26 protein-coding genes and 1 pseudogene are annotated in these 24,862 nt (G+C 25.8%); 6 read left to right on the top strand and 21 right to left on the bottom strand.

Translation table 11 applies throughout. From position 1 onward, the window contains the following. Positions 1-190 precede the first annotated feature (190 nt). Positions 191-919 carry a gamma-glutamyl-gamma-aminobutyrate hydrolase family protein gene (locus tag ACUN06_RS04405; RefSeq protein WP_301953566.1) on the top strand — a complete coding sequence of 243 codons (729 nt, stop codon included), beginning with the start codon at positions 191-193 and terminating at the stop codon, positions 917-919. Between the two features lie 53 nt (positions 920-972). Here ACUN06_RS04405 and ACUN06_RS04400 read toward each other — a convergent pair whose 3' ends face one another. From ACUN06_RS04400 to ACUN06_RS04385, 4 genes are all read right to left on the bottom strand, one after another. After that, on the bottom strand, positions 973-1,596 hold the full coding sequence (locus ACUN06_RS04400) for a cyclase family protein (RefSeq protein WP_291733656.1): 624 nt from the start codon (positions 1,594-1,596) through the stop codon (positions 973-975). Between the two features lie 141 nt (positions 1,597-1,737). Next, positions 1,738-2,178, bottom strand: a complete 441-nt coding sequence (locus ACUN06_RS04395; RefSeq protein ID WP_291733658.1) for a dUTP diphosphatase — start codon at positions 2,176-2,178, stop codon at positions 1,738-1,740. Between the two features lie 109 nt (positions 2,179-2,287). Further along, positions 2,288-3,058 carry a prealbumin-like fold domain-containing protein gene (locus tag ACUN06_RS04390; protein WP_291733661.1) on the bottom strand — a complete coding sequence of 257 codons (771 nt, stop codon included), beginning with the start codon at positions 3,056-3,058 and terminating at the stop codon, positions 2,288-2,290. A gap of 141 nt (positions 3,059-3,199) precedes the next feature. Then, the gene (locus ACUN06_RS04385) at positions 3,200-4,432 is read right to left on the bottom strand and encodes a uracil-xanthine permease family protein (protein ID WP_412229351.1); all 1,233 of its coding nucleotides are present in this window, start codon (positions 4,430-4,432) and stop codon (positions 3,200-3,202) included. 363 nt (positions 4,433-4,795) lie between these two features. On the opposite strand from ACUN06_RS04385, the gene ACUN06_RS04380 reads away from it, so the two are divergent. Further along, positions 4,796-5,515: a polysaccharide deacetylase family protein gene (locus ACUN06_RS04380; protein WP_291733667.1), complete on the top strand. Its 720-nt coding sequence runs from the start codon at positions 4,796-4,798 to the stop codon at positions 5,513-5,515. 56 nt (positions 5,516-5,571) lie between these two features. On the opposite strand, the gene ACUN06_RS04375 is transcribed toward ACUN06_RS04380, so the two are convergent. The 10 genes and pseudogenes from ACUN06_RS04375 to gltS all read right to left on the bottom strand — a co-directional run bounded on the left by ACUN06_RS04375 (position 5,572) and on the right by gltS (position 15,743). After that, entirely contained in the window at positions 5,572-6,936 is a 1,365-nt protein-coding gene (locus ACUN06_RS04375; protein ID WP_294161127.1) for an MATE family efflux transporter, read from the bottom strand. Between the two features lie 256 nt (positions 6,937-7,192). Further along, complete coding sequence (locus tag ACUN06_RS04370; protein WP_291733672.1) at positions 7,193-7,381, bottom strand: DUF4250 domain-containing protein; 189 nt, start codon at positions 7,379-7,381, stop codon at positions 7,193-7,195. A gap of 301 nt (positions 7,382-7,682) precedes the next feature. Then, positions 7,683-8,558, bottom strand: coding sequence for a tRNA 2-thiocytidine biosynthesis TtcA family protein (locus tag ACUN06_RS04365; protein WP_291733673.1), 876 nt, complete (start codon positions 8,556-8,558; stop codon positions 7,683-7,685). 119 nt (positions 8,559-8,677) lie between these two features. After that, positions 8,678-9,406, bottom strand: coding sequence for a hypothetical protein (locus tag ACUN06_RS04360; protein ID WP_302541867.1), 729 nt, complete (start codon positions 9,404-9,406; stop codon positions 8,678-8,680). Between the two features lie 24 nt (positions 9,407-9,430). Continuing rightward, on the bottom strand, positions 9,431-10,231 hold the full coding sequence (gene hisJ / locus ACUN06_RS04355; protein WP_302538384.1) for a histidinol-phosphatase HisJ: 801 nt from the start codon (positions 10,229-10,231) through the stop codon (positions 9,431-9,433). Between the two features lie 26 nt (positions 10,232-10,257). Beyond that, positions 10,258-10,839 carry a BRCT domain-containing protein gene (locus tag ACUN06_RS04350; RefSeq protein ID WP_449390139.1) on the bottom strand — a complete coding sequence of 194 codons (582 nt, stop codon included), beginning with the start codon at positions 10,837-10,839 and terminating at the stop codon, positions 10,258-10,260. Between the two features lie 238 nt (positions 10,840-11,077). After that, positions 11,078-12,475: an FAD-binding protein gene (locus tag ACUN06_RS04345; protein WP_449390138.1), complete on the bottom strand. Its 1,398-nt coding sequence runs from the start codon at positions 12,473-12,475 to the stop codon at positions 11,078-11,080. 31 nt (positions 12,476-12,506) lie between these two features. Then, entirely contained in the window at positions 12,507-13,061 is a 555-nt protein-coding gene (locus tag ACUN06_RS04340) for a metal-dependent hydrolase (RefSeq protein WP_291733682.1), read from the bottom strand. Positions 13,062-13,263: 202 nt separating this feature from the next. Further along, positions 13,264-14,478, bottom strand: coding sequence for a peptidase T (gene pepT / locus ACUN06_RS04335; RefSeq protein ID WP_449390137.1), 1,215 nt, complete (start codon positions 14,476-14,478; stop codon positions 13,264-13,266). Positions 14,479-14,545: 67 nt separating this feature from the next. Continuing rightward, positions 14,546-15,743: pseudogene (gltS, locus tag ACUN06_RS04330) on the bottom strand (sodium/glutamate symporter). Positions 15,744-15,926: 183 nt separating this feature from the next. Here gltS and ACUN06_RS04325 point away from each other — a divergent pair. The 4 genes from ACUN06_RS04325 (at position 15,927) to ACUN06_RS04310 (ending at position 17,277) form a co-directional block, all read left to right on the top strand. After that, positions 15,927-16,082 carry a hypothetical protein gene (locus ACUN06_RS04325; RefSeq protein WP_291735506.1) on the top strand — a complete coding sequence of 52 codons (156 nt, stop codon included), beginning with the start codon at positions 15,927-15,929 and terminating at the stop codon, positions 16,080-16,082. A gap of 78 nt (positions 16,083-16,160) precedes the next feature. Continuing rightward, positions 16,161-16,439, top strand: a complete 279-nt coding sequence (locus tag ACUN06_RS04320) for a spore coat associated protein CotJA (protein WP_449390136.1) — start codon at positions 16,161-16,163, stop codon at positions 16,437-16,439. After that, entirely contained in the window at positions 16,432-16,695 is a 264-nt protein-coding gene (locus ACUN06_RS04315) for a spore coat protein CotJB (protein ID WP_291735511.1), read from the top strand. Before ACUN06_RS04320 ends, ACUN06_RS04315 begins: the two co-directional genes overlap by 8 nt. Positions 16,696-16,698: 3 nt before the next feature. Beyond that, positions 16,699-17,277, top strand: a complete 579-nt coding sequence (locus tag ACUN06_RS04310) for a manganese catalase family protein (RefSeq protein WP_449390135.1) — start codon at positions 16,699-16,701, stop codon at positions 17,275-17,277. Between the two features lie 88 nt (positions 17,278-17,365). On the opposite strand, the gene ACUN06_RS04305 is transcribed toward ACUN06_RS04310, so the two are convergent. The 7 genes from ACUN06_RS04305 to ACUN06_RS04275 all read right to left on the bottom strand — a co-directional run bounded on the left by ACUN06_RS04305 (position 17,366) and on the right by ACUN06_RS04275 (position 24,659). Further along, positions 17,366-19,684 (bottom strand): HAD-IC family P-type ATPase, encoded by a 2,319-nt coding sequence (locus ACUN06_RS04305; RefSeq protein ID WP_449390134.1) that lies wholly within the window; start codon positions 19,682-19,684, stop codon positions 17,366-17,368. A gap of 296 nt (positions 19,685-19,980) precedes the next feature. Further along, positions 19,981-20,763, bottom strand: a complete 783-nt coding sequence (locus ACUN06_RS04300) for an HAD family hydrolase (protein WP_291735515.1) — start codon at positions 20,761-20,763, stop codon at positions 19,981-19,983. A gap of 15 nt (positions 20,764-20,778) precedes the next feature. Beyond that, on the bottom strand, positions 20,779-21,543 hold the full coding sequence (locus tag ACUN06_RS04295) for a DeoR/GlpR family DNA-binding transcription regulator (RefSeq protein ID WP_294398906.1): 765 nt from the start codon (positions 21,541-21,543) through the stop codon (positions 20,779-20,781). 272 nt (positions 21,544-21,815) lie between these two features. Further along, entirely contained in the window at positions 21,816-22,271 is a 456-nt protein-coding gene (locus ACUN06_RS04290; protein ID WP_294124725.1) for a DMT family transporter, read from the bottom strand. Between the two features lie 13 nt (positions 22,272-22,284). Beyond that, positions 22,285-22,707, bottom strand: coding sequence for a DMT family transporter (locus tag ACUN06_RS04285; RefSeq protein WP_291733576.1), 423 nt, complete (start codon positions 22,705-22,707; stop codon positions 22,285-22,287). 425 nt (positions 22,708-23,132) lie between these two features. Further along, complete coding sequence (locus ACUN06_RS04280; protein WP_291733574.1) at positions 23,133-23,552, bottom strand: TM2 domain-containing protein; 420 nt, start codon at positions 23,550-23,552, stop codon at positions 23,133-23,135. Between the two features lie 90 nt (positions 23,553-23,642). Further along, the gene (locus ACUN06_RS04275) at positions 23,643-24,659 is read right to left on the bottom strand and encodes a D-alanyl-D-alanine carboxypeptidase family protein (RefSeq protein ID WP_291733572.1); all 1,017 of its coding nucleotides are present in this window, start codon (positions 24,657-24,659) and stop codon (positions 23,643-23,645) included. Positions 24,660-24,862 lie beyond the last annotated feature (203 nt).

The following is a 24,862-nucleotide window of genomic DNA, read 5'->3' as shown; positions in this document are numbered from 1 at the left end:
TTATTCTTTAAAATTATTTAATAATTTTAACATCCCATAATGATAATTACAACTTTCATTCTTTATAAACCTTATATATCTTAATATAAATCAATTTAATAATAACTTTTATATACTTTAAAATTTTTAATTGTTCCACTTTTTTACCTATTAAAATATAATAAATAATATCAATTTTATGGAGAATAAAATGACTAAACCTATTATTGGAATCGTTGGCTCATTATATAAAGAATCTAGAGAATCATTTTTGGGAAATTACTTTGATTTTAACAATAATAACTATTCACAATGTATAGCTAAAGCTAATGGAATTCCTATCTATCTTCCTATAATAAAAAATGAGGATATAATTGAAAAACAATTATCAATTTGTAATGGATTATTATTACCTGGTGGTTCAGATATTAATCCATTATTATATAATGAATATCCAAAAAAACTTCTTGGAAAATGTAATGATTTAATAGATTGGTATCAACTTTCTATAACTAAAAAGGCATTGATATTAAATATGCCTATATTAGGTATTTGTAGGGGTATTCAAATTTTAAATGTAGCTGCAGGAGGTACCCTTTATCAAGATATATCTTACTCAATACAATCACCTATTTTACACAATCAAAATAGCCATTTATCAGATACTTGTCATCCAATAAAAATAACATTAAATACTATCATTTATAACATATTAGGTAAAAAATATATTGTTAATAGTGCTCATCATCAAGCTGTTAAGAATTTAGGAAATAACTTTATAATTTCTTCAATTTCACCTGATGGAATAATTGAATCAATTGAAATGCAAAATAAAAATTTTGTTGTTGGAGTTCAATGGCATCCTGAAATGTTAGCTTTGAAAGATGATACTATGCTTAACCTATTTATAAAATTTATAAATAGTTGTAATACAAAGTAATCTTTCATAAAAAATAACAGATTAACATATGCTAATCTGTTATTTTATTTACATTAATAGCCTTCGTAACTTGCTATTGCTCTTACTAAACTAGATTCACTTTCTATTTTTAATGGTTGAGCAAATAATTTAATTTTTTCATTATATAATAACTTATTTAAATTAGTTAAATTTTCTAATAAAAATATATCATTTTCAAATAATGCATTATGAATTTCATAATTATTTCTATCAGGAGATGGCATATCCATGCCAACCATTTTAACCTTTTTCTTAATTAAAAGTTCTGCTAGTTCCATACTAACTATTGGATGTTTGGTATAATATTCTTCTTTTCCATAAAAATTATCCCATCCAGTAAATAATATAACTATATCATTTTCCTTTATATTTTTATAATATTCATCCTTAAGCTCTATAATTTTTTCTCCACGAACATCTAATAATGCAACATTACCTATAAACTTTTCAATAGGATATTCTGAAATAAACTTCTTATTATCTTTCATATGTAATGGTGCATCTATATGTGTTCCTGCATGCATTTCTGTATATAAAGAATACATATTATATCCATCTTTATTGAAATCTTTTTCTTTTGTTAAATTAACATCTATATCTCCTGGATAAACAGGCATATTGTTTTTAATTTCATGTGATAAATCAATGTATTTCATATTTTCCCACTTGCTCCCTTTAACTAACTTCTCATGACTTATATTAACATATTTTACATTTAATTACAATCACACTTTTCTCAACCCTTTTCTAATTAGTATTTTAAACAAAAAAAGCCAGTTTTATACTGGCTCTTTATATTAATTTACACCTGTAGTACCAAATCCTCCACGATCATCATTTCCAAAGACTTCAACCTCTTCAAATTCAATTTCAGGCATTACTTCCATTATTCTAAATTGCCCTATTTTATCTCCAGACTTTATCCAACTTCCATTTTCATTTTTTGCTTCTAAACAATAAACTGGCATATGCCATTGATCATTATCTCCTATATATGTATCATCTACAACTCCAACTGAATTTGTTTGAATTATTCCCCATGTTTTAAATGTTGAACTTCTAGGTGCTAAATGCCCTTCCCATCCTGTTGGTAATTCTAATGCAAATCCTAAAGGTACCATTGATCTCTCATTTAAAGGTACAAAAATATCTTTACATGCATAAACATCTATCCAGTTTCCTTTACTTATTTTTTTAAGCTTAGTTGCACCTTCAAAATATTTTATCCTTATTTTCATAGTTTATATCATCCTTTCAAATATTATAAGTAATTTTATCATATAAAAGGATTATAATAAAAGTAAAATAGACTTATTTATCATTTTACCTTTACATAATCCTTTTCTTTTATCTTGAATGGCGCTTTACTCTATTAACAACTATTATATTCTCTTCTTGCAACTCATCATTAATAGTTACTTCATTCCATTGAATATATGTTGGCTTTTCAAAATATTTTCTATTAACTATTTCTATTACTCTATAGCTACCTTCAGATAAATTATCAAAAATAACAACTCCATTTTTATCTGTAACTTTAGAACTAATAAACTTAGGTGATAATCCATTTAAAGCATATAAATTTATTTTTGCATCGGAAATGTTGCTTCCATTTCTATCACCTAACTTTGACACAACTCTAATTTTTCCTTTTATTTCCACATTTCTTTTTTTCTTCATATAGTAACTTTTATTATATGATATATTTTCATTTAAATATTCTTTTAGATTATTTTTATCTTCCTCATTTGATTTATTTTTGACTAGCTTACTTTCACTTAATTTATTTTCACTTGATTCATTTTCATTTGCATCATAAGTATCACCTACAATTCTTGCTCCTTGAAGCTCTAAGCTAAATCCATTATCTAAATTATAAGTTTTACTTTCCTTTTTATCTTTATTTTCTGAAACATTAGCTTCTTCATTAGTATATTCAAAGTTATCATTTATATTGTTTTCATCCATATTGCTTTCATCAACTTTAGTAGCATTTACTTCAATTATTGTTTTGTTTGAATTTGATAATGCTCCATTTCCTATTATAGAATCATCATCTATTGATTTATATTCTGATTCTAATTCATTATCAAAATCATCCTCTATCTTGATACGCATAAAAACCTCCTTAAAGCATATATTTACATAATACGCATTAGAATGTTATTTTGTGAATGAAATTTATAATTTTTTAATATAATTTTACCTTTGCCTCTAAAAAAAGACACTAAGCAATATAAGCTTAGTGCCTAAAAAGAATTATTTATTTTTAACCTTACTTAATTTCGTTAATATAATATTTAAAACTACACCTACTATTGCAGCAAGACTTAATCCAGATATACTAACTGTTTCAGTAATTTGAATACTAATTGCATTAGGTAAAAAATTACTTGATAAACCTACTATTAATATTGATGCCATTACTATGATATTAAATATATTAAACTCAACTTTTTCTCTTTTTATTGTTTTAAATCCAACAATTGCAATCATAGAAAATAATATTAAGCTTATTCCTCCCATTACAGGTTGTGGAATTGTTCTTATTACAGCTCCAAACTTAGCTATAAAACTTAATAATATTGCAAATACTGCAGTTAATCTTAATATTGCAGGATTGTAGTTTTTAGTCATAGCTAATACTCCTGTATTTTCACCATATGTTGTATTTGCTGGCCCACCTATTAATCCTGCCACTAGTGTAGCAACTCCATCACCTAATAATGTTCTATTTAATCCTGGATCTTCAATAAAATTCTTTCCAACAACTTCTCCATTTGTTGTTATATCACCTACATGTTCCATAAAAACTGCTAAAATTACTGGTGCTATTATAGCAATTGCTCCCATATCAAATTTAGGTAATGTGAAACTTGGTATAGCTATTAAACTTGCATTTTGAATTTCAGTTGTAGATACCTGTCCTAAAGCCAAACTAATTACATATCCAATTACTACTGCTATTAAAATAGCTACTTGAGATAAAAAACCTTTATTAAACTTTTTTATTGCTAAAACTATTGCTAATGTTATAGTTGCTATTATTACACTTACTATAGTATTTTTATCACCAGAAGCAATTTGTGTTACTCCTGTCATATCTAATGCTGTTGGAATTAAGTTTAATCCTATTACTATTATCATAGGTCCTACTACTTGAGCTGGTAATATCTTTTTAATTTTATCTAATCCAATTTTTTTTATTAAAAAAGATATTGCTATGTAAATCAATCCTACTACTATAACTCCACCTTGCGCATATCTTAAATCACCATTATATTTTTCTGAAACTGCTACTATTACTGGTATAAATGCAAATGATGATCCTAAAAATACTGGAACTTTCCCCTTAGTACATAAATGAAACATTAGTGTTCCGACACCTGCTGAAAATAAAGCTACTGATGGATCAAGGCCAGTTAAAATTGGTACTAAAACCGTTGCACCAAACATTGCAATTAAATGTTGCATTGCAAGAATAATTTTCATTACTCCATCCTTAATACTTTTCTTTTCCTGTAATAATTCACCTGTATATTGTGCCATTATAACACCCTCCCTATTTCTTTTTAAGGAGAATAAAAATTCCCCCTTGCAGCCTCTCTGGACTGTTATTAAAGGTAAAAAAAATACTTCTTACATTCAGTAAGAAGTTATAGTTATCCTATAAAAATTAATACTACAAACTTTTGAAACTTACCGAACTCTCTGTTTCGACTTAAAGCCTTTTTATTATTATATACCCTTTTAATAAAAATATCAAGAAATATATTTTTGTAATTTGTACATACTAAAAATGATTTAATAAAAAATTAATTATAAGAAATATCTATAGGAAAGGGTGATTTATATATGTCAAAAAATTTTTTTTATTTAATATCATTTATATTATTATTTTTATTAACTTTTCAAAATGTAAATGCTTATTGTAAAGATGATAATAAGGATAACTCTAATAAAAAAGTTGTTTATTTAACATTTGATGATGCTCCTGGTGGAGATGTTACACGAAAAACATTAGATATACTAAAAGATGAAAATGTCCCAGCAACATTTTTTATAATAGGAAATCAAATAAAAGGACAAGAAGATATAATAATACGTATGAAAGATGAAGGCCATAGTATAGGCTTACATAGTTTTACTCATGAAAGAAATAAGCTTTATGGAAGTTGTGAAGGCTTTATTAATGAAATGACTCAAGTTCAAAAAGCTCTTTATGATGTTACTGGTGAAAATTACTATATTTTAAGATTTCCTTTTGGAACTAATAATAGTACTTATAAAATAAGTACTGAAATGGCTAATACCGTTCATTCCCATGGTTTTAAAATATATGATTGGACCCAAGATACATTAGATGGTGCAAATCCAACTTCATCTCCAGATACAATTTTAAAGAGAGCTATTTCTACAAATGACAATGTTGTTGTATTAATGCATAATGCTCCAGCAAATAAAACTACCGCTCAAGCTATTAGAGGTATAATTAAATATTATAAAAGTCAGGGATATACCTTCAAAAAAATAACTATGGATACACCTGAAATTTATCATGTAATAAAAAGATAATAAAAATATATTGCAGACTACATTAAAAATTAATCTGCAATATATTTATTTAAATATTAAAATTCTAAAGCTATTTCTTTTCTTAATGGTCTTACTACCATAATTGTAAATAATGTTATAAGTAAAATTCCTTTTATTATGCTTGAACTACTAATGCTCCACCATATTCCGTTTATACCTAATAATTCTATATTAAATAAAAGCATTGCTAAAGGTACTCTTAATCCAGTAAAAATAATACCTATTATTGACGGAGTAATTGTTTTTCCCATTCCATAAAAAGCTCCATTAGTTGTTATTTCAATACACATAAATAATTGTGAATACCCTAAAATTCTTAAATAATCTGCTCCTTGCTTAATAGCTTCAGTCTCATTTATAAATATTGAAAAAAGCTTTTCTCCAAAAACTATTAAAACTATTGTTGTGAATAAACCTAGTATACAAGAAATTAAAAGAGTGCTCTTATATCCCTTTAAAACCCTATCCATTCTTTTAGCTCCATAATTTTGTCCAACAAATGCTGTTAATGCACTTGCAAATCCACCTGCTGTCATCCATGAAATAGACTCTATTTGTGATCCAACTTTTTGAACTGCAATTGCTACTGGTCCTGCAACAGCTACTATTCTGCCTATTAGCATAGCAAAGAATGTAAATAAACAATTTTGAATTGCTGTTGGTCCACCATATTTACATATATTTTTAATATATTTTAAATTAATAAATTTCTTATTATACAAATTAAAATTATACCCATTTTTTATAAATACATATATAAATATAATAGTAACCAACAATTGTGATAATACTGTAGCTAATGCTGCTCCTTTTACCCCTAGTGGACTAACCTTACCTATTCCAAATATTAAAATTGGATCTAGAACTATATTAACTATTAATCCTATTGTATTTACTATAAATGGAGTTTTACTATTGCCTGATGCTGTAAATATTCCAGTAAACTGTGGATTTAAAAATGCACATATCATACCTAATGCAATAATAATTAAATAATCTAATGACATTTTTATTATTTCTACATCACCTAAATTAAAAAATCCAATAAGCTCTTTCTTAAATAAAATTAATATAACTGTATATACTATAGCCATTATTAAAGCTAATGTTATACTACTATATATATATGAATTCCTTTCACATTCATCATTTTTTCCTATAGATTGAGATACTCCAACTTCTGCGCCTGTTTTAGTAATTAATACTAATGAATTACCGAACCATGAGAAAAATCCTGCTGTTCCTATTGCTGCAACTGCTGCACTTCCAGCTTTTCCTATCCATATCATATCAACAAGATTATATGCCATTTGAATAAATGAAGTTCCTAATATAGGTAACGATAATGTTATTAATGTTCCTATAATGTTTCCTGATACTAAATCAACTCTTTTTTTCATTTGTAATTGCCCCACCCTCAATTTTAGCAATAAAATAGAAGCAATAAAAACTTATCACTTCTATTTTATTAATTAATAATTAACTTTATTTTAATATGTAAAAGCAATATTTTATTCATTGCTTTCTTTATTTTCCTTTTTATCTTTTATTAAAGTTGCTGTTAACGCAGTAGAAGCTGCTAATAAAATAACTAATTTGCTTAATTTTTTTAAATTCATAAAACTTCCCCTTTTTATAAACAATAATTTTATTAATTTACTTAAATTGATTAATATTGCTATTATATTTATATCCTGCTGATTCTAATCTTCCTATAATTTCTTCTTTAGTTATATCAAAATCATCACAAAGTAAATCTATATTACTATAAAAATCCCTTAATTTCATATTAATCATACTAACTAATATATTAGGATCCATTTTTAATAATGCTTCTCTATCCATTTCTTCCTCCTTATTTGTATTTTAAATACATTTTCCATATTTTCCTCATAATTATATTGTATATAAAAATAAACTAAAGTACATACTTTTTTAGTACTTTAGTTTATTTTATTTATATATTAAATATATTTTTTACTTTCCATTTCCAACTGGATTCATTTCTGTAACTTTTGCTACCTTTGTTTTTTTTGCATTTTGAAAATTATCATTTTCCCAAGTAGCTTTTTGACCTTTCTTAGCCATAATAACACCTCCACTAAATATTTATATATTTAGTATTAACAGCATATACTATTTTATTCTATTTCTTACTTTTTGGAGTTTCTGGATCTAAAAATGAATATTTTTCTCCGTCCTTTTCCCATCCTAAAATTGAATTCATATTAACATTTGCTGCAGCCTTAAAGATTGACTTATCAACATCATTAAAGTTTTTCTTTAATTCAGCTATCATATGTTTTATTTCATGTCTCTTGTTTCCTATTTTTTCAGCAGCAACCATACATGCACAGTTAAGAGGCCATAATCCTGTATATTTTATAAATCTCTTTATAGCTTCTTCTTCTACATAATAAAGTGGTCTTATTAATTCTATTCCTTCAAAATTATCTGCTTTTAGCTTTGGCAACATTGTTTTAAAGTTTCCAGCATAAAGTACATTTAACATTGTTGTTTCTATAACATCATTATAATGATGACCTAATGCTAATTTATTGCACCCTAACTCCCTAGCCTTATTGTAAAGTGAACCTCTTCTCATTCTTGCACAAAGATAACAAGGATAATCTTTAGCTTTTTCATCAATTATTTCAAATATCTTAGATTCATAAATATGTACTGGAATGTTTAAATGCTCACAATTTTCTATTAATAAATCTTTTATTTGTGGATGATATCCAGGATCCATAGCAATGAATTCAACATCAAAATTTACTTGACCATGCTTCTTTAATTCTTGAAATAACTTAGCCATTAATAATGAATCTTTTCCACCTGATATTGCAACAGCTATTTTATCTCCTTCTTCTATTAATTGATAATCCTTAACAGCCTTTATAAATTTAGACCATATTGGCTTTCTATATCTTTTAACAATACTTCTTTCTATTTCTTCAAGAGTTTTTTTAGCTTCTTCTGGAATTATTCTCTCACATCCACTACCTGCTATACTACTCATATCTATCACCTCGTATTTTTAATAACAAAACTTATTGTACTTAAATTATCTAATAAAAGCAATAATGTGAACTACTTTGATTTTAGTCTAAAAAAGATTGTATTAAAAAATAATACACCCTAAAAATTAGTTTCTCCTAACGCTGGAACATGATCAAATTCTATTTTTTTCCCTTTGTAAGTAAATTTTACTCCATCAATCCAATCACCAGAATAATTTTTTTGAAGTAAATTATTTATTAATGTATATTGAGTTATATCTCCTCCAGTAGAGCCAGCAAAATAATTATTATACCAATTTACTCCTTTATAATTTGCTATTGGTGTATCTCCTGCATTATTTCCAATTTCATTTAAGTCAAAAACAGCTATTTTCTTTCCATTTACCTCTTTAATTTCAGTAAGTGTTATTGGCAAGCCACTAAATGCTTTTTCACTTAATGTATTTGCTAATATTGTTAATTTATTCTTTAATGAATCATTTTTATTTATTTCAACTTCTCCAAGATAAATTTCTTGCCCTTCATTTGCATCTTTAGAATATAATTTAAATACTTCTGTTTTAACTTGTGTATTTGTTTCTTCCTCTTTATTGTTAGTATCTTTTTTATTAACTTCTTCACTACTATTTTCTATATCATCTTTTTTATCATCTTTTTTATCATCTTTTTTATCATCTTTTAATTCACTTTTTGATTCATCTTTTACTTCATTACTCTTATTTGTTTCTTCAACTTCAGTATTATTTTTATTATTAGATATGTTTGATTTTTCACATCCATAAATAGCTGTACTCATAATGCATATCATAGCCATAGCTATTATATTTTTTAATTTTAAATTTCTCATATCTTTTCCTCCAACTATATTGTTTTATTTGAAGTTAAAACCTACATCCTTAGCTTCATGGGAATCAGAGCCATAAACCATATTTATATTATTTTTAATTGCTAATTCATATAATAATCCGCTTGGGTAAATTTCTCCACAAAACTTTTTTCTTAATCCTGCAGTATTATAATCAAATTCATAACCTTTATTCTTAACATTTCTTATTATTTCTTTAAATATTTCATAATTTTTATAATCTATAGGATATATTTTATTAAATATTCTAATTAAAGTAGGATGGCCTATTCTCTTAGGTTTATATTTTCCTAAATTAGTTTTTATTCCCTTTAATAAGGTATTATAATACAAATTATATATTTTTTCTACACTTCCAATATCACTTAATAAAGCTTCAAATGATTCAAGACAATCAAAAGCATAATACTTTCCATTATACCTTCCAATATGAACAGATAAAATTGCATCATCTAAATATTGGCCATACTCATTAAGCATATTAGTAGTAAATTCTTCTCTACCATCTAAATAATCTACTTCTAACCCTACATTTATTTTAATTTTATTTTTATATTTTTCTTTATAATAATTTGCTTCTTTAAAATATTCATCTATTTCTTCTATTCCTGGAGATGATGTTTCTAAAAAATCTGAACTTGCACCTTCTAATACTATTCCCTTTGGCATAGGCATATGTTCAGTAAATGTAATTTCTTCTATTTCTTCTTCTATTGCCTTTTTTATATAACTCTCAAAACTGTCATTACTTCCATGAGGACAATAATGGCTGTGTATATGACCATCCCTTTTTACATTCATTTTTATTTTCCCCGCTATCTATTTAAATTTATTTAACTCATAATCATTTTATTAAAAATTCCTAAACTCATTACTTTTATGTTTTCTTTTTTAGCTTTTTCTAAAATTTCATTAATTTTAGAATGTGGTTGATATACTATTAAATCAACACTTTCTTCTTCAATGTTATTTAAAATATTTCCACCATTAAGTTTTATCTTTCTAATTACTCTTTCCTTAATTACATCATTATGTATAAGTAATACTATATTTTTTTTAAAAATATTTATTGATTCACTACTATTTTTACTTACATTTATATTTAATATATCTTCATCTATAAAATTCTCTTTATTTTTTCTCTTACATTCTAATATTTCTTTAAAATCATTTGTTGTAATTATTTCACACCCTAAAATTTTAGCTTTTCTTAATTTGCTACCTGGCTTTTCACCAACAATTAAAATATCACATTTTTTAGTTACTACACTTTCCACATTAGCTCCAGCTTGTCTTGCAAGCCTCATAAGTTCACTTCTTACTAAAAACCCTCTTCCTGTAAATACTATATTTTTACCCTCCAAAACTTCGCTTGCTGCCTTAAAATCCAACGTTCTATAATCTATTATCGACATCTTTATCATTCCTTAATTCAAACTAAACACTTTTTCCTTTGTGTCTTTTAATCATTTAAATTATATTATATCATTTTTCTAATATAAAAATATTAAAAAATTATATAAACATTATCAATAATCCTATAAATAACAAAATCAGCAGAATTTTTCTGTAAACCGCACCCTGTCTACTTGACAGGGTGCAGCTCACTATTAATTCTACTGATTTATTTTTCAAATATATTTATTTTAAATGTTATTCTACAAGAAAATCATAAAATAATTTTCTTTCTATTCTAATGTCTTGTTCAAAATTAAAGAAATCATCTTTATCATATTTTTCCTTTATTAATTTAAGAACATTTGTATTTCCACCATAATATTCTTGTTCATAAGTTTGTGATTTATCATTTATTTCAAAGCAAGGAAAATTAATAAAAGCTCCTTCTGTTATTGTTTTTATGTATTTTAATTTTTCTACTAACCATCTTCTATTAACTAAAGTAAATCTGGCATCTTCCCAAACTGATTGGAAACCTAATATAAAATTAGCATTTCTATGATAAAATGCAGTATTATCATTTTTAACTTCTTTTATTACTCCTCCTAAACCATAAAGTGTAATTGCTGCGTATTTTGAGCCTTCTGCTCTTTCTTCAATTATTTCTAATAATTCTGCAATTTCTTCCCTATTATAATCTTTATAAACAAATCTACCAGCGCTTTTATATTTTTCGAATTCTGGATGACTATCTTGTATTATTCTATTTGCTTCTAATATACTTATATATTCTAATTTATAAATCCCCTCTGATACAATATCCTTTATGGGTCTTAATATATCATTAGCTAATTTTTTATCTCCATAAATTAGCCCTACTATTTTAGCTCCTCTTCCTCTTTCTAAACAGTTATAAGATACTAACTTAAAATTAGCTCTTTTATCTAATGTTTTATATAATTCTTGCCACTTTTCTATTAAATCAATATTTTCTTCAATATCTATATTAGTAAAATCAATATTTACTAATGTAACATTTTCTACTTTAGATGGCAAATTAAATGTCATAGAAGTAACTATACCAAAATTTCCACCGCCACAACCTCTTAGCGCCCAAAATAAATCTTCATTTTCCTCCTTATTACAAATTACAAGTTCTCCATTACAGTTTATTAGCTCAACTTCAACAAGTCTATCACAACCAAGACCTAATAACCTAGATGAATATCCCCATCCGCCTCCTAATGTAAATCCAACTACACCTACTGTTGGGCATCCTCCACCTGGAAATGGATATCTTCTTTTTCCTGTAACTTCATATAATTCTCTATTTTTAACTCCACCTTGAATCTTTATTTTTGAATTTTCCTCATCAATATATATCTTGTTCATCTTGCTTACATCAATTACTACTATATCATTTCCTGTAGAATATCCTTCATAATGATGACGTCCACTTCTTATTCTTACTGAAAGTGAATTTGTTTTTGCAAATATAATTGCATTTCTAATATCTTCTTCACATTCACAATATACAATGACTAATGGATACTTTTCTATAGCCCTATTCCAAGCTTTTCTTTCCTCTTCATATTCAAAATCTTCTCTTGTAATAACTTCACCAGTTAATTCTCTATAATCATAGTTAATCATTATTTCACCTCATTATTGTTCATCAAAAAAATTACCATGCTATTGTTGTTTTATTTTTTGAATTTTTACACGGAAGCTTAAATTCAAAAAATCTTAAGTTTTTGCCTCTAGGTGAAAACCTATCACATACTATATGTAATATATATCCCATTGAAAATCCTAATGCTAAATAAGTATCACCTATAAAATATACACAACTACAAAAAGCAAGTGTCCCAAGCCATTTATGAGTAAACATTCTATGTGGTGATAACTTACCTAATATAGTTAAAACACAAAATATAATAGCAGCAAAATAATTTTTAAAATTATTTTCTAAAAACCTAATAATATCTGTTACATTTAGCGCAACGCCTAAAACATAACCAATAACTATTGCTATTATTAAAAATGTTAATATCTTATTAAAGACTTGTCTAGCCTTTGAATTATGAGAATCAATATCCGGCATATACGAACCTATAAATCCCCCAATAATTAATGGAATTAAATAAATAAAACTATCAAAAGTTTTAGTAACTAAAAATCCAATTCCCATAGTTGCTGTAGCTGTAGTTCCTACTATCATATGCTCTTTTCCACTCATTTAACTATCCCTTCATCCTTTGCAAAAATATACTATGTTCTATTATTAATTTTACTATATTTTTATATTATGTGAAAGCACGTTCTTATTTTTCCTTAATTTACTTATTAACTATATTTAATATATCTATAACTTAATATAAAAATAAGTAGAGCAAAACTAAAAATTACTCTACTTAAAAAACAGTTATAATTGCATAAAGTTACATTGCATATCTTTTTAATATTTCAATTATTATATTGGTTGCAATTTCCATGCCTTCAACAGTAATATGTTCATATTCACCATGAAATGCAAATCCACCAGTTCCTAAGTTAGGGCAAGGTAATCCCATATAACTAAGTGTTGCTCCATCAGTTCCTCCTCTTATTGGCTCAATTACAGGAATAACATTTAAGCTTTTCATTGAATCTATTGCATTATCAATTAAATGTATACAAGGTTTAACATGTTCCGCCATATTTTTATATTGGTCTGTAATAGTTAATTTTACTGTTCCTTCTCCATACTTTTCATTTAATAATTTTTCAATTAATTTTAAAGTTGCTTTCTTAGATTCAAGCTTATTTTCATCATGATCTCTTAATATATATCCTAATACAGCATGATCAGTATTTCCCTTAAAACTTTCTAAATAATAAAATCCTTCATATCCCTCTGTATGTTCTGGCTTCTCACCTTGAGGTAGCATTTTATCAAATTCAATTCCTACATTTGTAGCATTTATCATAGTATTTTTAGCTGAACCTGGATGAACAGATACTCCATTTATTTCAACAGTTGCAGCAGATGCATTGAAATTTTCATAAGAAATTTCACCTTCAACTCCTCCATCCATTGTATAAGCAAATTGTGCTCCAAAGTTTTTAACATCAAACTTATTGGCCCCTCTTCCAATTTCCTCATCAGGAGTAAATCCTATGCATATCTTTCCATGAGGTATATTTTCATTTATTATTCTTTCACAAGCTGTTAATATTTCAGCTATACCTGCTTTATCATCAGCTCCTAAAAGAGTTGTTCCATCTGTAGTAATTAATGTTCTTCCCTTTAAATTTTTTAAATGTGGGAATTTTTCTACAGATAAAATAGTTCCATTTAAAAGTGTTATATCCTTCCCATCATAATTTTCAACTAATTGAGGATTAACATTTTCTCCTGGTGCTGCAGGTGCAGTATCCATATGCGCAATAAATCCAATGCTATATTTATCTTCATATCCTTTAGTTGCTGGAATAACTCCATAAACATAACAATTTTCATCTACTCTAACATCTTGAATTCCTATTTCTTTCATTTCGTCAACTAAAATATGTGCTAAATCAAATTGTCTTTTAGTTGATGGTACTGTTTCTGATGTTGGATCAGATGTTGTATATACTTTTGCGTATTTAATTAATCTTTCATATGCTTTCATAACTCTTATCTCCTTTTATATAAATATTTTTTTATAAGTTTTAATTATTTCCTATTTTAATTTATCATTAAGTAAGTATGTTTACAAATAAAGTTATCACTGCTGAATTAACAAAGTCTACAAATAAAGCTCCTACTATAGGCACTACCAAATAAGGAGTTGGTGCAAAACCATATTTATTACTAAGAGCATCCATATTAGCTACTGCATTAGGAGTTGCTCCCATTCCAAACCCACAGCTTGCTGATGCAAATACTGCAGCATCATAATCTTTTCCCATAAAACTAAAAATAATAAAATATGCAAATATAGCCATAAGTATAGATTGCGCTAAAAGCATTACTATTAATGGCAATGCTAAATCAAATAATTCCCATAATTTTAATCCCATTAATGCTATACATAAGAAATATCCTAAACTTATGTTACCTATTACTTCAATTTCCTTTTCTTTTATTTCAATTTTTCTTATATCACAAAAATTTCTTATAATTGCAGCTGCAATCATTGCTCCTATATAAGATGGAAAAGTTAATCCTGTTCCTTGAATTAATCCTGAAATTATTGACCCTATTCCCATTGATAAAAAAAAGAAAACTTGACCCCTTCATCAATCTATTTTGACAAAGAACAACTTGATTATCTTCATGAAAATCACTTAATGGAATAGAATTATCATTTGATTCCTTAGGAGTTTTTAATTTTTTATTATCTATTAAGGTTTTTGCTACAAATCCTCCAATAAAACTTCCCATAACTAATCCAAATGTAGCTGCTGCAAAAGAAACAGTTGTAGCTCCACTTATACCCATATCTTCTAGTAATGGCCCAAATGAACCTGCTGTTCCATGTCCTCCAATCATTGATATTGACCCTGTACACAATCCTAAAAGTGGATTTAAATCAAATAACTTTGCAAGACTAGCTCCTACTATATCTTGAAAAACTATTAGAAGTATCGCTAACCCTAAGAACATTATAACCTTAATTCCACCATTTTTTAAAATCTTAAAACTAGCTGTAAATCCAACACTAGCAAAAAACATTGTCATAAATAAATTTTGTAATGTTGTGTCTAAAGTTATGGTTGCTAAATTAGTTAATTTTAATATTAATGTAATTATTGCAAAAACAAGCCCTCCAACAACAGGGGCTGGTATACAATACTTTGATAAAAAATTTACTTTTGTTCTTAAAAACTTTCCTAAATAATATATTGCTGTTACTAATGCCATAGTTTCAAAAATATTTAATGTTATTTGCATCTTCATATCTCAGTCCTTATTTAATTTATTTTTTAACTTATATTTTACACTTTTTTCACTCTTTTGCAAATAAAGTCGTTTATTGTTATTTAATTATTTATATATTTATTTTTCTTCATACTTGAAATTTTAAATATACTATATAATAATTACTTTAAAAATTTAATTAAAAGGAGACTATTTATGAACAAAAAAATTAAAACTAAAGAACTAACTCTTAATTGTCCTATTTGTGGAGAAGTTATGCATGAATTTAAATATGGATATGATAATCATGTTCATGGAAAAATTTATTTCAAATGTGATTGTTGTGGGCATAAAGAAAGTAAAATTATTTAATTCGACATTCTTTTATCACATTATTTAATTTTATACATAAAGTGTATTGTAGATAAATTTACGAAAGGATATACTTTTATGTACTATGAAAGAATGGATAAATGTATAAACTGCAATGATTGTATAGATGATACTTCTGATGTTTCTTGCAATATTGCTTGTTCTGATACAAAAAAGAACTGTTATGAATCATATAAGGTTTTTGCTCCTAAAACTTATGCTAAATCATGCATTGTTTTACAACCATATCAAAATTTATTTGATATGAATTCTGCTTTTTATGCAGGAACAATATTTAAGGATTTATATACTCCTTATTGCGCAATTAAGTATTCTAAGGAGGAAAAATATGACTAAGAATGAACATTTAAATGCAATTAGAAAATTACAATTTTTTGCTGTAGATTTAAATTTATATTTAGATAATTTTCCAAATTGCAAAGATGCAATTGATGATTATAAACTAATTTCTTCTAAATTAAGCAAATTAGTTTGGGATTATGAACAAAACTATGGTCCTTTAACTAACTTTGGCTCATCTTATATTCAAAATCCTGATAAATGGATTGATGGCGCTTGGCCTTGGGAAAAAGAAAATAATAGGGAGGAATAGTTTATGTGGTATTATGTTAAAACATTAGAGTATCCTGTTAATTTGAAATCTTCTGATTTAAAAATGGCAAAGCTTTTAATAAGCCAATATGGTGGTCCTGATGGTGAATTAAGTGCTGCTCTTAGATATTTAAATCAAAGATATTCAATGCCAACAAACAAAGCAAAAGGTCTATTAACTGACATAGGAACTGAAGAAATGGCTCATGTAGAAATACTAGGAACCATGGTATATCAACTAATGGATAACGCGTCAATAGCTGATATTAAAGCTGCTGGTTTAGATGGTCACTATGCCGATCATGGAAAGGCTCTTTTCTATACAGATGCAACAGGCAATCCTTGGACTGCAACTTATATTCAAGCAAAAGGTGATGTAATTGCTGATTTACATGAAAATATGGCAGCTGAACAAAAAGCTAGAGCAACTTATGAATGGTTACTAAATTTAACAGATGACTATGAAATAAGAAAAATATTAGGATTTTTAAGAGAAAGGGAAGTTGTTCATTATCAACGCTTTGGTGAAGCGCTAATGAATGTTCAAGATAATGTAAAGTCTGGTAATTTAAATTGTAGATAACCTATAATATTATAAAAAGGATGTAATAAATTTATTTTTCATAAATTTTACTACATCCTTTTTATATTCATAGGATTTCAATCAACTATTATTTAAATTTTATGTTTTTTTCAATTTTGTTCAATATTAATGAAATCCACCTAATCACAAAGAATTCTGCTATTGCACATAATATAACAAGTATAGTTGCTCGTGTTGATATTTCCCTTATAGCAAAAAATCCTGGAATTATATTAATTGTTAAAATAATTCCTAAAATACATAAAGAAATAACACCTATTCTGTATTTATTTATAGGTTTAATAATTTTATATAAAATTAAAAATCCTCCAGTAAAAAATAAATAACTGCAAGCTGTAGCAATTTCTTCTCTATTAACATTAAATAAAACTGACAATTTAACTAGAAATACAATTGCTATAAATGAAGTAATTGCTGCTGGAAGTGAGTTCATAAACACTCTCTTTATAAAATTTCCATTTTGTTGCTTCTTTTGATTTTCTTCAAAAGTTAATAAAAATCCTGGAATACCTATTGTAAAGGCACTTCCTAAAGATACTTGATTTGGCTGTAATGGATATTGCATTACAAAAATTATTGAGTATACAGAAAGTAATAATGAAAATATATTTTTATAAGTAAATAATGAAGCTGATCTTGTTATATTGTTAATATTTTTTCTTCCTTCATAAACAATATTGCGCATAGTACCAAAATCAGAATCAAGTAATACAACTTGTGAGGCTTTTCTAGCTGCATCTGACCCAGAACCAACTGAAATTGAACAATCTGCTTCTTTCATTGCTAAAATATCATTTACACCATCACCTGTCATTGCCACTTTTAATCCTAATTCTTTTAAAGCTTTAATTATTTGCCTTTTTTGTTCAGGACTAACTCTACCAAAAATTTTATATTTTTCTACTGCCCTTTGTATATCTTCATAGCTTTTCAACTCTCTACAATCAATATATTTTTCATATTCTTTTATTCCTACTTGCTTTGCAATTGATGATACCGTAACTGGATTATCTCCTGAAATAACTCTGATTTCAACTTTTTTATCATTAAAATACTCAAAAATTTCTTTTGTATTTTTTCTTATTTCATTTTTCAAGCTTATAAATAAAATAGGAGTAATTTCATTTTTTTCTTCTTTAACTAAAACAATTACTCTTTCACCATTTTTAGCTCTTTTATTTATTGATTGTTCATATTTTTTATTTAATAAAATTTCAGGAGCTCCTAATTTGTATATTATATTTTCATCTATTTTAATAAAAGAAAATTTATTTTTTGAATTAAAGTTTTCTTTTTGTATATAAGATAATTTTTCTGTAGAAATTTTATTTAAGTGATTTTTTATTGCATCTATGGTTATATTGCTATCTTCTATTGTATTAACATATTTAGCTAGAATTTCTATATTTGCATCTTTTGTATTATTTACAAAACTTTTTTCTTTATCATTAAATATATCTATGACTTTCATTTTGTTGTTTGTAATTGTTCCAGTTTTATCAACACATAAAACATCTACTCTTGCTAAACTTTCAATACTTTTCATATCATGAAGAAGAACCTTCCTTTTAGCAAGCTTCATTGCACTTAAAGCTAAAACAACTGTTGTTAATAAATATAATCCTTCTGGTATCATACCTATTAAAGCTGAAACCACTGAATGAACGCTATCTTTATAGCTACTACCATTTACAACATATGATTGCCAAAATAATAAAACACCAATTGGAATTATTACTACACCTGCAGTCTTAACAATATTATTAATTGCTAAAATCATTTCAGATTTTGTTTCCTTTATTTTTTTAGAATCCTTCATTATCTTAGCAGAATAAGATTCATCTCCTACATTAGTAAGCTTTACTATAGCTTTTCCAGATACAACAAAACTTCCAGACATAAGATTAGAATTTATATTTTTTTCAATTTCATCTTGTTCTCCAGTTAATAAAGATTCATTTACATACATACTTCCAGAAACCACTATTGCATCAGCTGGAATTTGATTTCCTGATTCTAAAATTACATAATCTCCTTCAACAAGGTTATCAGAGTCTACTTTTTCTTCTTTTTCATTTCTAATTGCTATATATTCATTTTTATCTAATAATGATAATTTATCTAATGTAATCTTTGCTTTGATTTGTTGGAAAATTCCAATACAAATATTAATTATAATAACAATCAAAAATGATAAATTTCTATATGACTTTGCTACAATAAGTAAAACTGCTAAAATAAAAAAAATAAAGTTAAAATATGTAAATATATTCTTACATATTATTTTAGAAAAGCTTTCATTTGTTTTTATTTTAATCTTGTTTATTTTTCCCTGTTTTATTTTTTCTTCTACTTCTTTTTGTGTTAAACCTTTTATTTTTTTCATACTTTTATTATTTATACTATACCTTTCTCTAATAGAAATTATTATTAATTTATTTTATTATATTTAATTTATTACTACTTAAAGCATTTCTTTTCATTAAGATTCCAACTTCAATATAACACATCTCTCCTAAATTGTCCCTCGTTAATTTTTTAATAATTTTTAATATAGATTCATTTTTAGAACCTATAATATCATAAAAAGGATGGAGTAAGATTTTTTAATAAATCTACTACATCCTTTTAAATATTTATACATATATAATTTTTAATACAACCCATTATTAAAATAATGATTTATCCTAATATAGAATTTATAGCATGTACAACTCCACTTTCATCATTACTTTTTGTTATAAATCTAGCTACCCTTTTTAAATCTTCATGGGCATTTTCCATAGCATAACTATGATATGCACTTTTCATCATTTCTAAGTCATTTAAATAATCACCAAAAACCATAGTTTCCTCTTTCTTAATATTTAATAATTCTTGAACTTCTTCTATTGCAACACCCTTATTTATTCCCTTTGCTGTTATATCAAGCCAAATTTCACCTGATACAGCAATTTGCGCCTTTTCTCTATAATCATCATAATATTTTTTACTGTTATTTTCTGAGCCTAAAAAATCACAAATTGTAACTTTTAATATATCATCTTCTATTTTAGTTAAATCTGAAACTATTTCATATCTTGCATAATACTTTTTAGTTTGTTCAATTAACCTTTTATCACAACTTTCTATATATGCAGAATTTTTTCCACAAAGAATTACATATGAGTTTTCTATTTGTCTTCCTACCTTAATAAGTTCTCTTGCAAGATTTATATCTAAAGAATTTACTACAAGTTCCTTTCCTTCATAAACAACAAATGTACCATTTTCAGCAATAAACATCATTTTATCTTCAATTCCTTTAAATCTTTCTAAAAGATTATAATATTGTCTTCCACTTGCTGCCGCAAATATTATTCCCTTTTCTTGAATTTTTTCAAATACATCATAAAATCCATGTTGAATTTCATTATTTGAATTTAATAAAGTTCCATCCATATCTGTTGCTATTAATTTAATCATATTAATCTCCTATTCTTAAAATATTACTATAACATCTTCCTTTTCTAAAGCTGCTTTTATCTCGTCATTTGGCTCCCTATCCGTAATTAAATAATCTACATCACTAAATAATCCAAACTTATATGCTCCATCTTTAAAAAACTTTTCTTCATCTGCTAAAATATAATTTTTCTTGCTATTTCTTAAAATAGTTGCTTTTAAAATTGATTCATCATAATTAAAATTGCTTAAAAAATTTTCTTCTATATTTACTCCACCTGCTCCTATAAAAGCCTTGTCTATATTAAAATTATTTATTTGCTCTATTGCACAAGCTCCTATAGTTCCCCCTAACTTTTTATTATATATTCCCCCAATAAATATAGTTTCAATATTAGGAGAATTATCAAACTCCATTACAACTCTATTCATATTTGTTATAACTGTTATATTCTTATTTGTATTTTTTAATATCCCTGCAATAGATAAAGCGGTACTTGAAATATCTAAAAAAATAACGTCATCCTCTTCAATAATTTCTGTAACTTTATGAGCTATGTGATTTTTTCCCTCCATATTTACAAAAACACGTGATACGGTATTTTCATCAAATGCCTTTGCTCTTTCAATTATTGCTCCACCATAAGTTCTTTTTAATTTCCCTTCATTTTCAAGTGTTTTTAAATCTTTTCGAATCATACTTTCTGAAACATCAAATCGTTCACTTAAATCTTTTACTAATACTTTTTGTTTTTTTTCAATTATTTCTAATATTTTTTCTAATCTTTCTTCCTTAAACATATAAATAACCTTCTCTATCACTCTCATTTAGTTTTATTTTTTATCATTTATTATCATTTTATCTCTTTTCAATTAAAATTTCAATAATTACTAAATAGTTTTATTTTATTAAACAAAATTATTTCACTTCAAAACAAAAGTTATTTTTTCAAATTATCACACAAAATATATTTAAAAATATCTCTATATAAATTTAATTAAAAAAGATAAAAAAAAGAAATAACTAAAAAATATTATTAAAAAGTTATTTCTTTTTTTATTATATTTAATTATTATGCTTCTATAACTTTATTTTCTTCTTTTTCATCAATTTTAGAATTATAAAATATTCCTAATATAACAATTATAGCTCCTAAAAGCTTTTTCCATGAAAAGTCTCCCATTACAATTGCATCAATTACAATTGCACATAACATTTGCCCTGAAAACATTAATAATGTACTATATACTACTGGTATTTTAGGAATTACAACATTAGAAGCATAAACTACCATAACTCCCATAATACCACCAAGGAAAATATAAAGCGGCATTCTACTCATATCAATTATAGATGGTACTGAAACACTTCCCATACCTATTAAAATAAATATACCACCTATAAGTCCACCAATATAGTGAATTATTGTACTTTGAATTAATCCAATTTTCTTTCCAAGACTTGAACTAACTACCATAGATAATGTTGTTAATACTCCACCTAATACTGCTAATAAAATCACTAACATATTTTTACCTCCCCTATGCTATTGTCATAATAACTATTCCTATAAATACTATAAGAAATCCTATAAGCTTTTTAGGGTTAAATTCATATTTAGTTAAACCAAATAACCCAAAATTGTCTACTAGTGATGAAAAAACTAATTGCCCAAATACTGCAAGTGCTGTTGTTAATGCAACTCCTAGGCTTCCTATAGTTATTACATTAACTAATGTAAGCATAACACCAAAAATTCCACCTAAAAATAAATAAAAAGGTATTGCTTCCTTTATAACTACTTTTTCCTTCTTTATTGCTGCAACTATAAGTATAGAAATAAGTCCAACTGCATGAATAATCACCACAGAATATGTACTTCCAACATAACTTTCTAATCCGCTATTTAAAGATACCATAACAGAAATAAGTGCACCAATTGCCAATGCTAAAATATTATACATTTAAATTCCTCCAGTTAAAATTATAGAAACAATACTATCATATAGTTATAATATAAAAATAGGACATTTGTCCTATTTAGCAATTAATAGTATAATCTTTTTTATATAAATTTATATTATTATCTATATAGGAGTACAAATGAAAAAAATTTTTGATGACAATCTTTTAAATTATTATTGTAATAAATATTTATTAACTTCTTATTTAAATTCTAATTTAATTAACTTCCTAGAAATACATTACTTTAATAAAATATAACTCTTTCTTATTTAAAACTTTACTTTTATAAAATAATAATTGATAAAAATAAAAAAGGACTATACTAAGTTATTTTAAAATTACATAAAAACAAATTTCTATTGTCCTTACGCTATACCAAAAAACTAGTATACCCCTTTTATTTCAAAATATTACAATCTCACTTTTATTCTAATTCATTACCATTAGAATCCTTTATCTTATTAATAAAAATCAAAATAAATTCAATAAATGACCATACTTCAGTAATAATCCACGTTATTCCCCCTGTAAAAAAACCTAATACCCATAATATAAATTGAACAATTCCAATTTTAATATAACCTAAATAAAATCTATGAATTCCCATTGTGCCTAAAAATAACGATAAAAATATAGCAAGTAATTTACTTTTTGACTTTTCATTAACTATATATTTATTTTCATTTAAATTTGCTCCACAAAAATCACAAAACTCTTGATTCTTATCTTTAATTCTAGAACCACACTTATAACAATAGTTTTCTCCTACCCCCCTTTTAGTTCCACAATTAGTACATTTATTACTTGTATTACTTATAAGTTGTCCACAATCTCTACAATACAAAAACTCACTCCTATAAATTTTTATATTAAAATATATAACAATTTATAGGATAATTATTCTATATAAAACATTAATTAATAAATATTAATTTTAATATTCTCCATAATATTCTTCTAATGTAATCCCCTTTTCATATAATTCAGTAGCTAAATCAACACCTAAATATCTAATATGCCAAGGCTCATATTTATATCCCGTTACCTCTTCTTTACCTTGTAAATACCTGACTATAAATCCGTATTTGTGGGCATTTTCTCTAATCCATGCACCTTCTTTAGTGTTTCCAAAATTTACAGATAAAGTTCCATTATATTTAGCTAATGTAATATCCATTGCTAATCCAAGCTGATGTTCACTAGCACCTGGTGGAGCTGAATATCCGCTATATGGATTATATATACTCTTTTGATAACTATAAGATCTATATCCAGATATAGCATATAAATAGTAATTTTCTTTTTCTGCTGCTTTAAATAACTCTTCTAATGCTCCTGCCGCTTCCTTTCTCATATATAATCTATTATTGCTATTAGCACTTCTCACATTTGGTAAAACTAAATCACTTGGCTGATAAGTAGATGGTAATTGCCTACTTTTATTTACACAAACAGTTAAACTATCAGCTTCAAATGTTCCTTCTGCTATTACTCTATCAACAGGCTCACTTAATACTTCTTCATCATTTAAAACTTTATTTACTTCATTTCCATCTTCATATGTTACTGTATAAAATCTTTTATTTTGTCCTTGAACGCCTTCTGAAACAACTCTACTTTCCCCTACAGGTGTTTTATAGTCCTTTACAATTACTTCATTGAATTCTATTGGCTCAATTACTTCCTCTGATTTTGTTAATACTCTATTTATTACTATTTTTTGATTATTTTTAATCTTATCTTCAATTTTACAATTTAACTTATCATTATCATTTAAGTTTATGTTAGCTTCCTTTATTGCTTGTCCAACTCTTTTTTCAGTAGTTTTTCTTTCAATAACCATACCATCAACTTCTATTATTATGTTTTTAGACTTATTTCCCATAAATCCATAAAATATACTTCCTATAAATACTGCAATCACAATATTTCTTATTAATTTCTTTTTCATTGTTTTCTCCAATTAATTATAAATATCTTTAATTATCATTATGAAAACTATTATAATACATTTTATTTATTAATGCCCACATTAATAATAAAAAAATGGTTTCATCAAGGTATATTAACCTATTTGTAAAAAATAAATTAATATACTTTAATAAAAACCATACCCTTCAGTTATTAAAAATATTATAAAATATTAATAATTTA

This window comes from Clostridium sp. ETTB3 (assembly GCF_053571985.1).
This window is presented reverse-complemented; position numbering and strand designations above follow the sequence as displayed.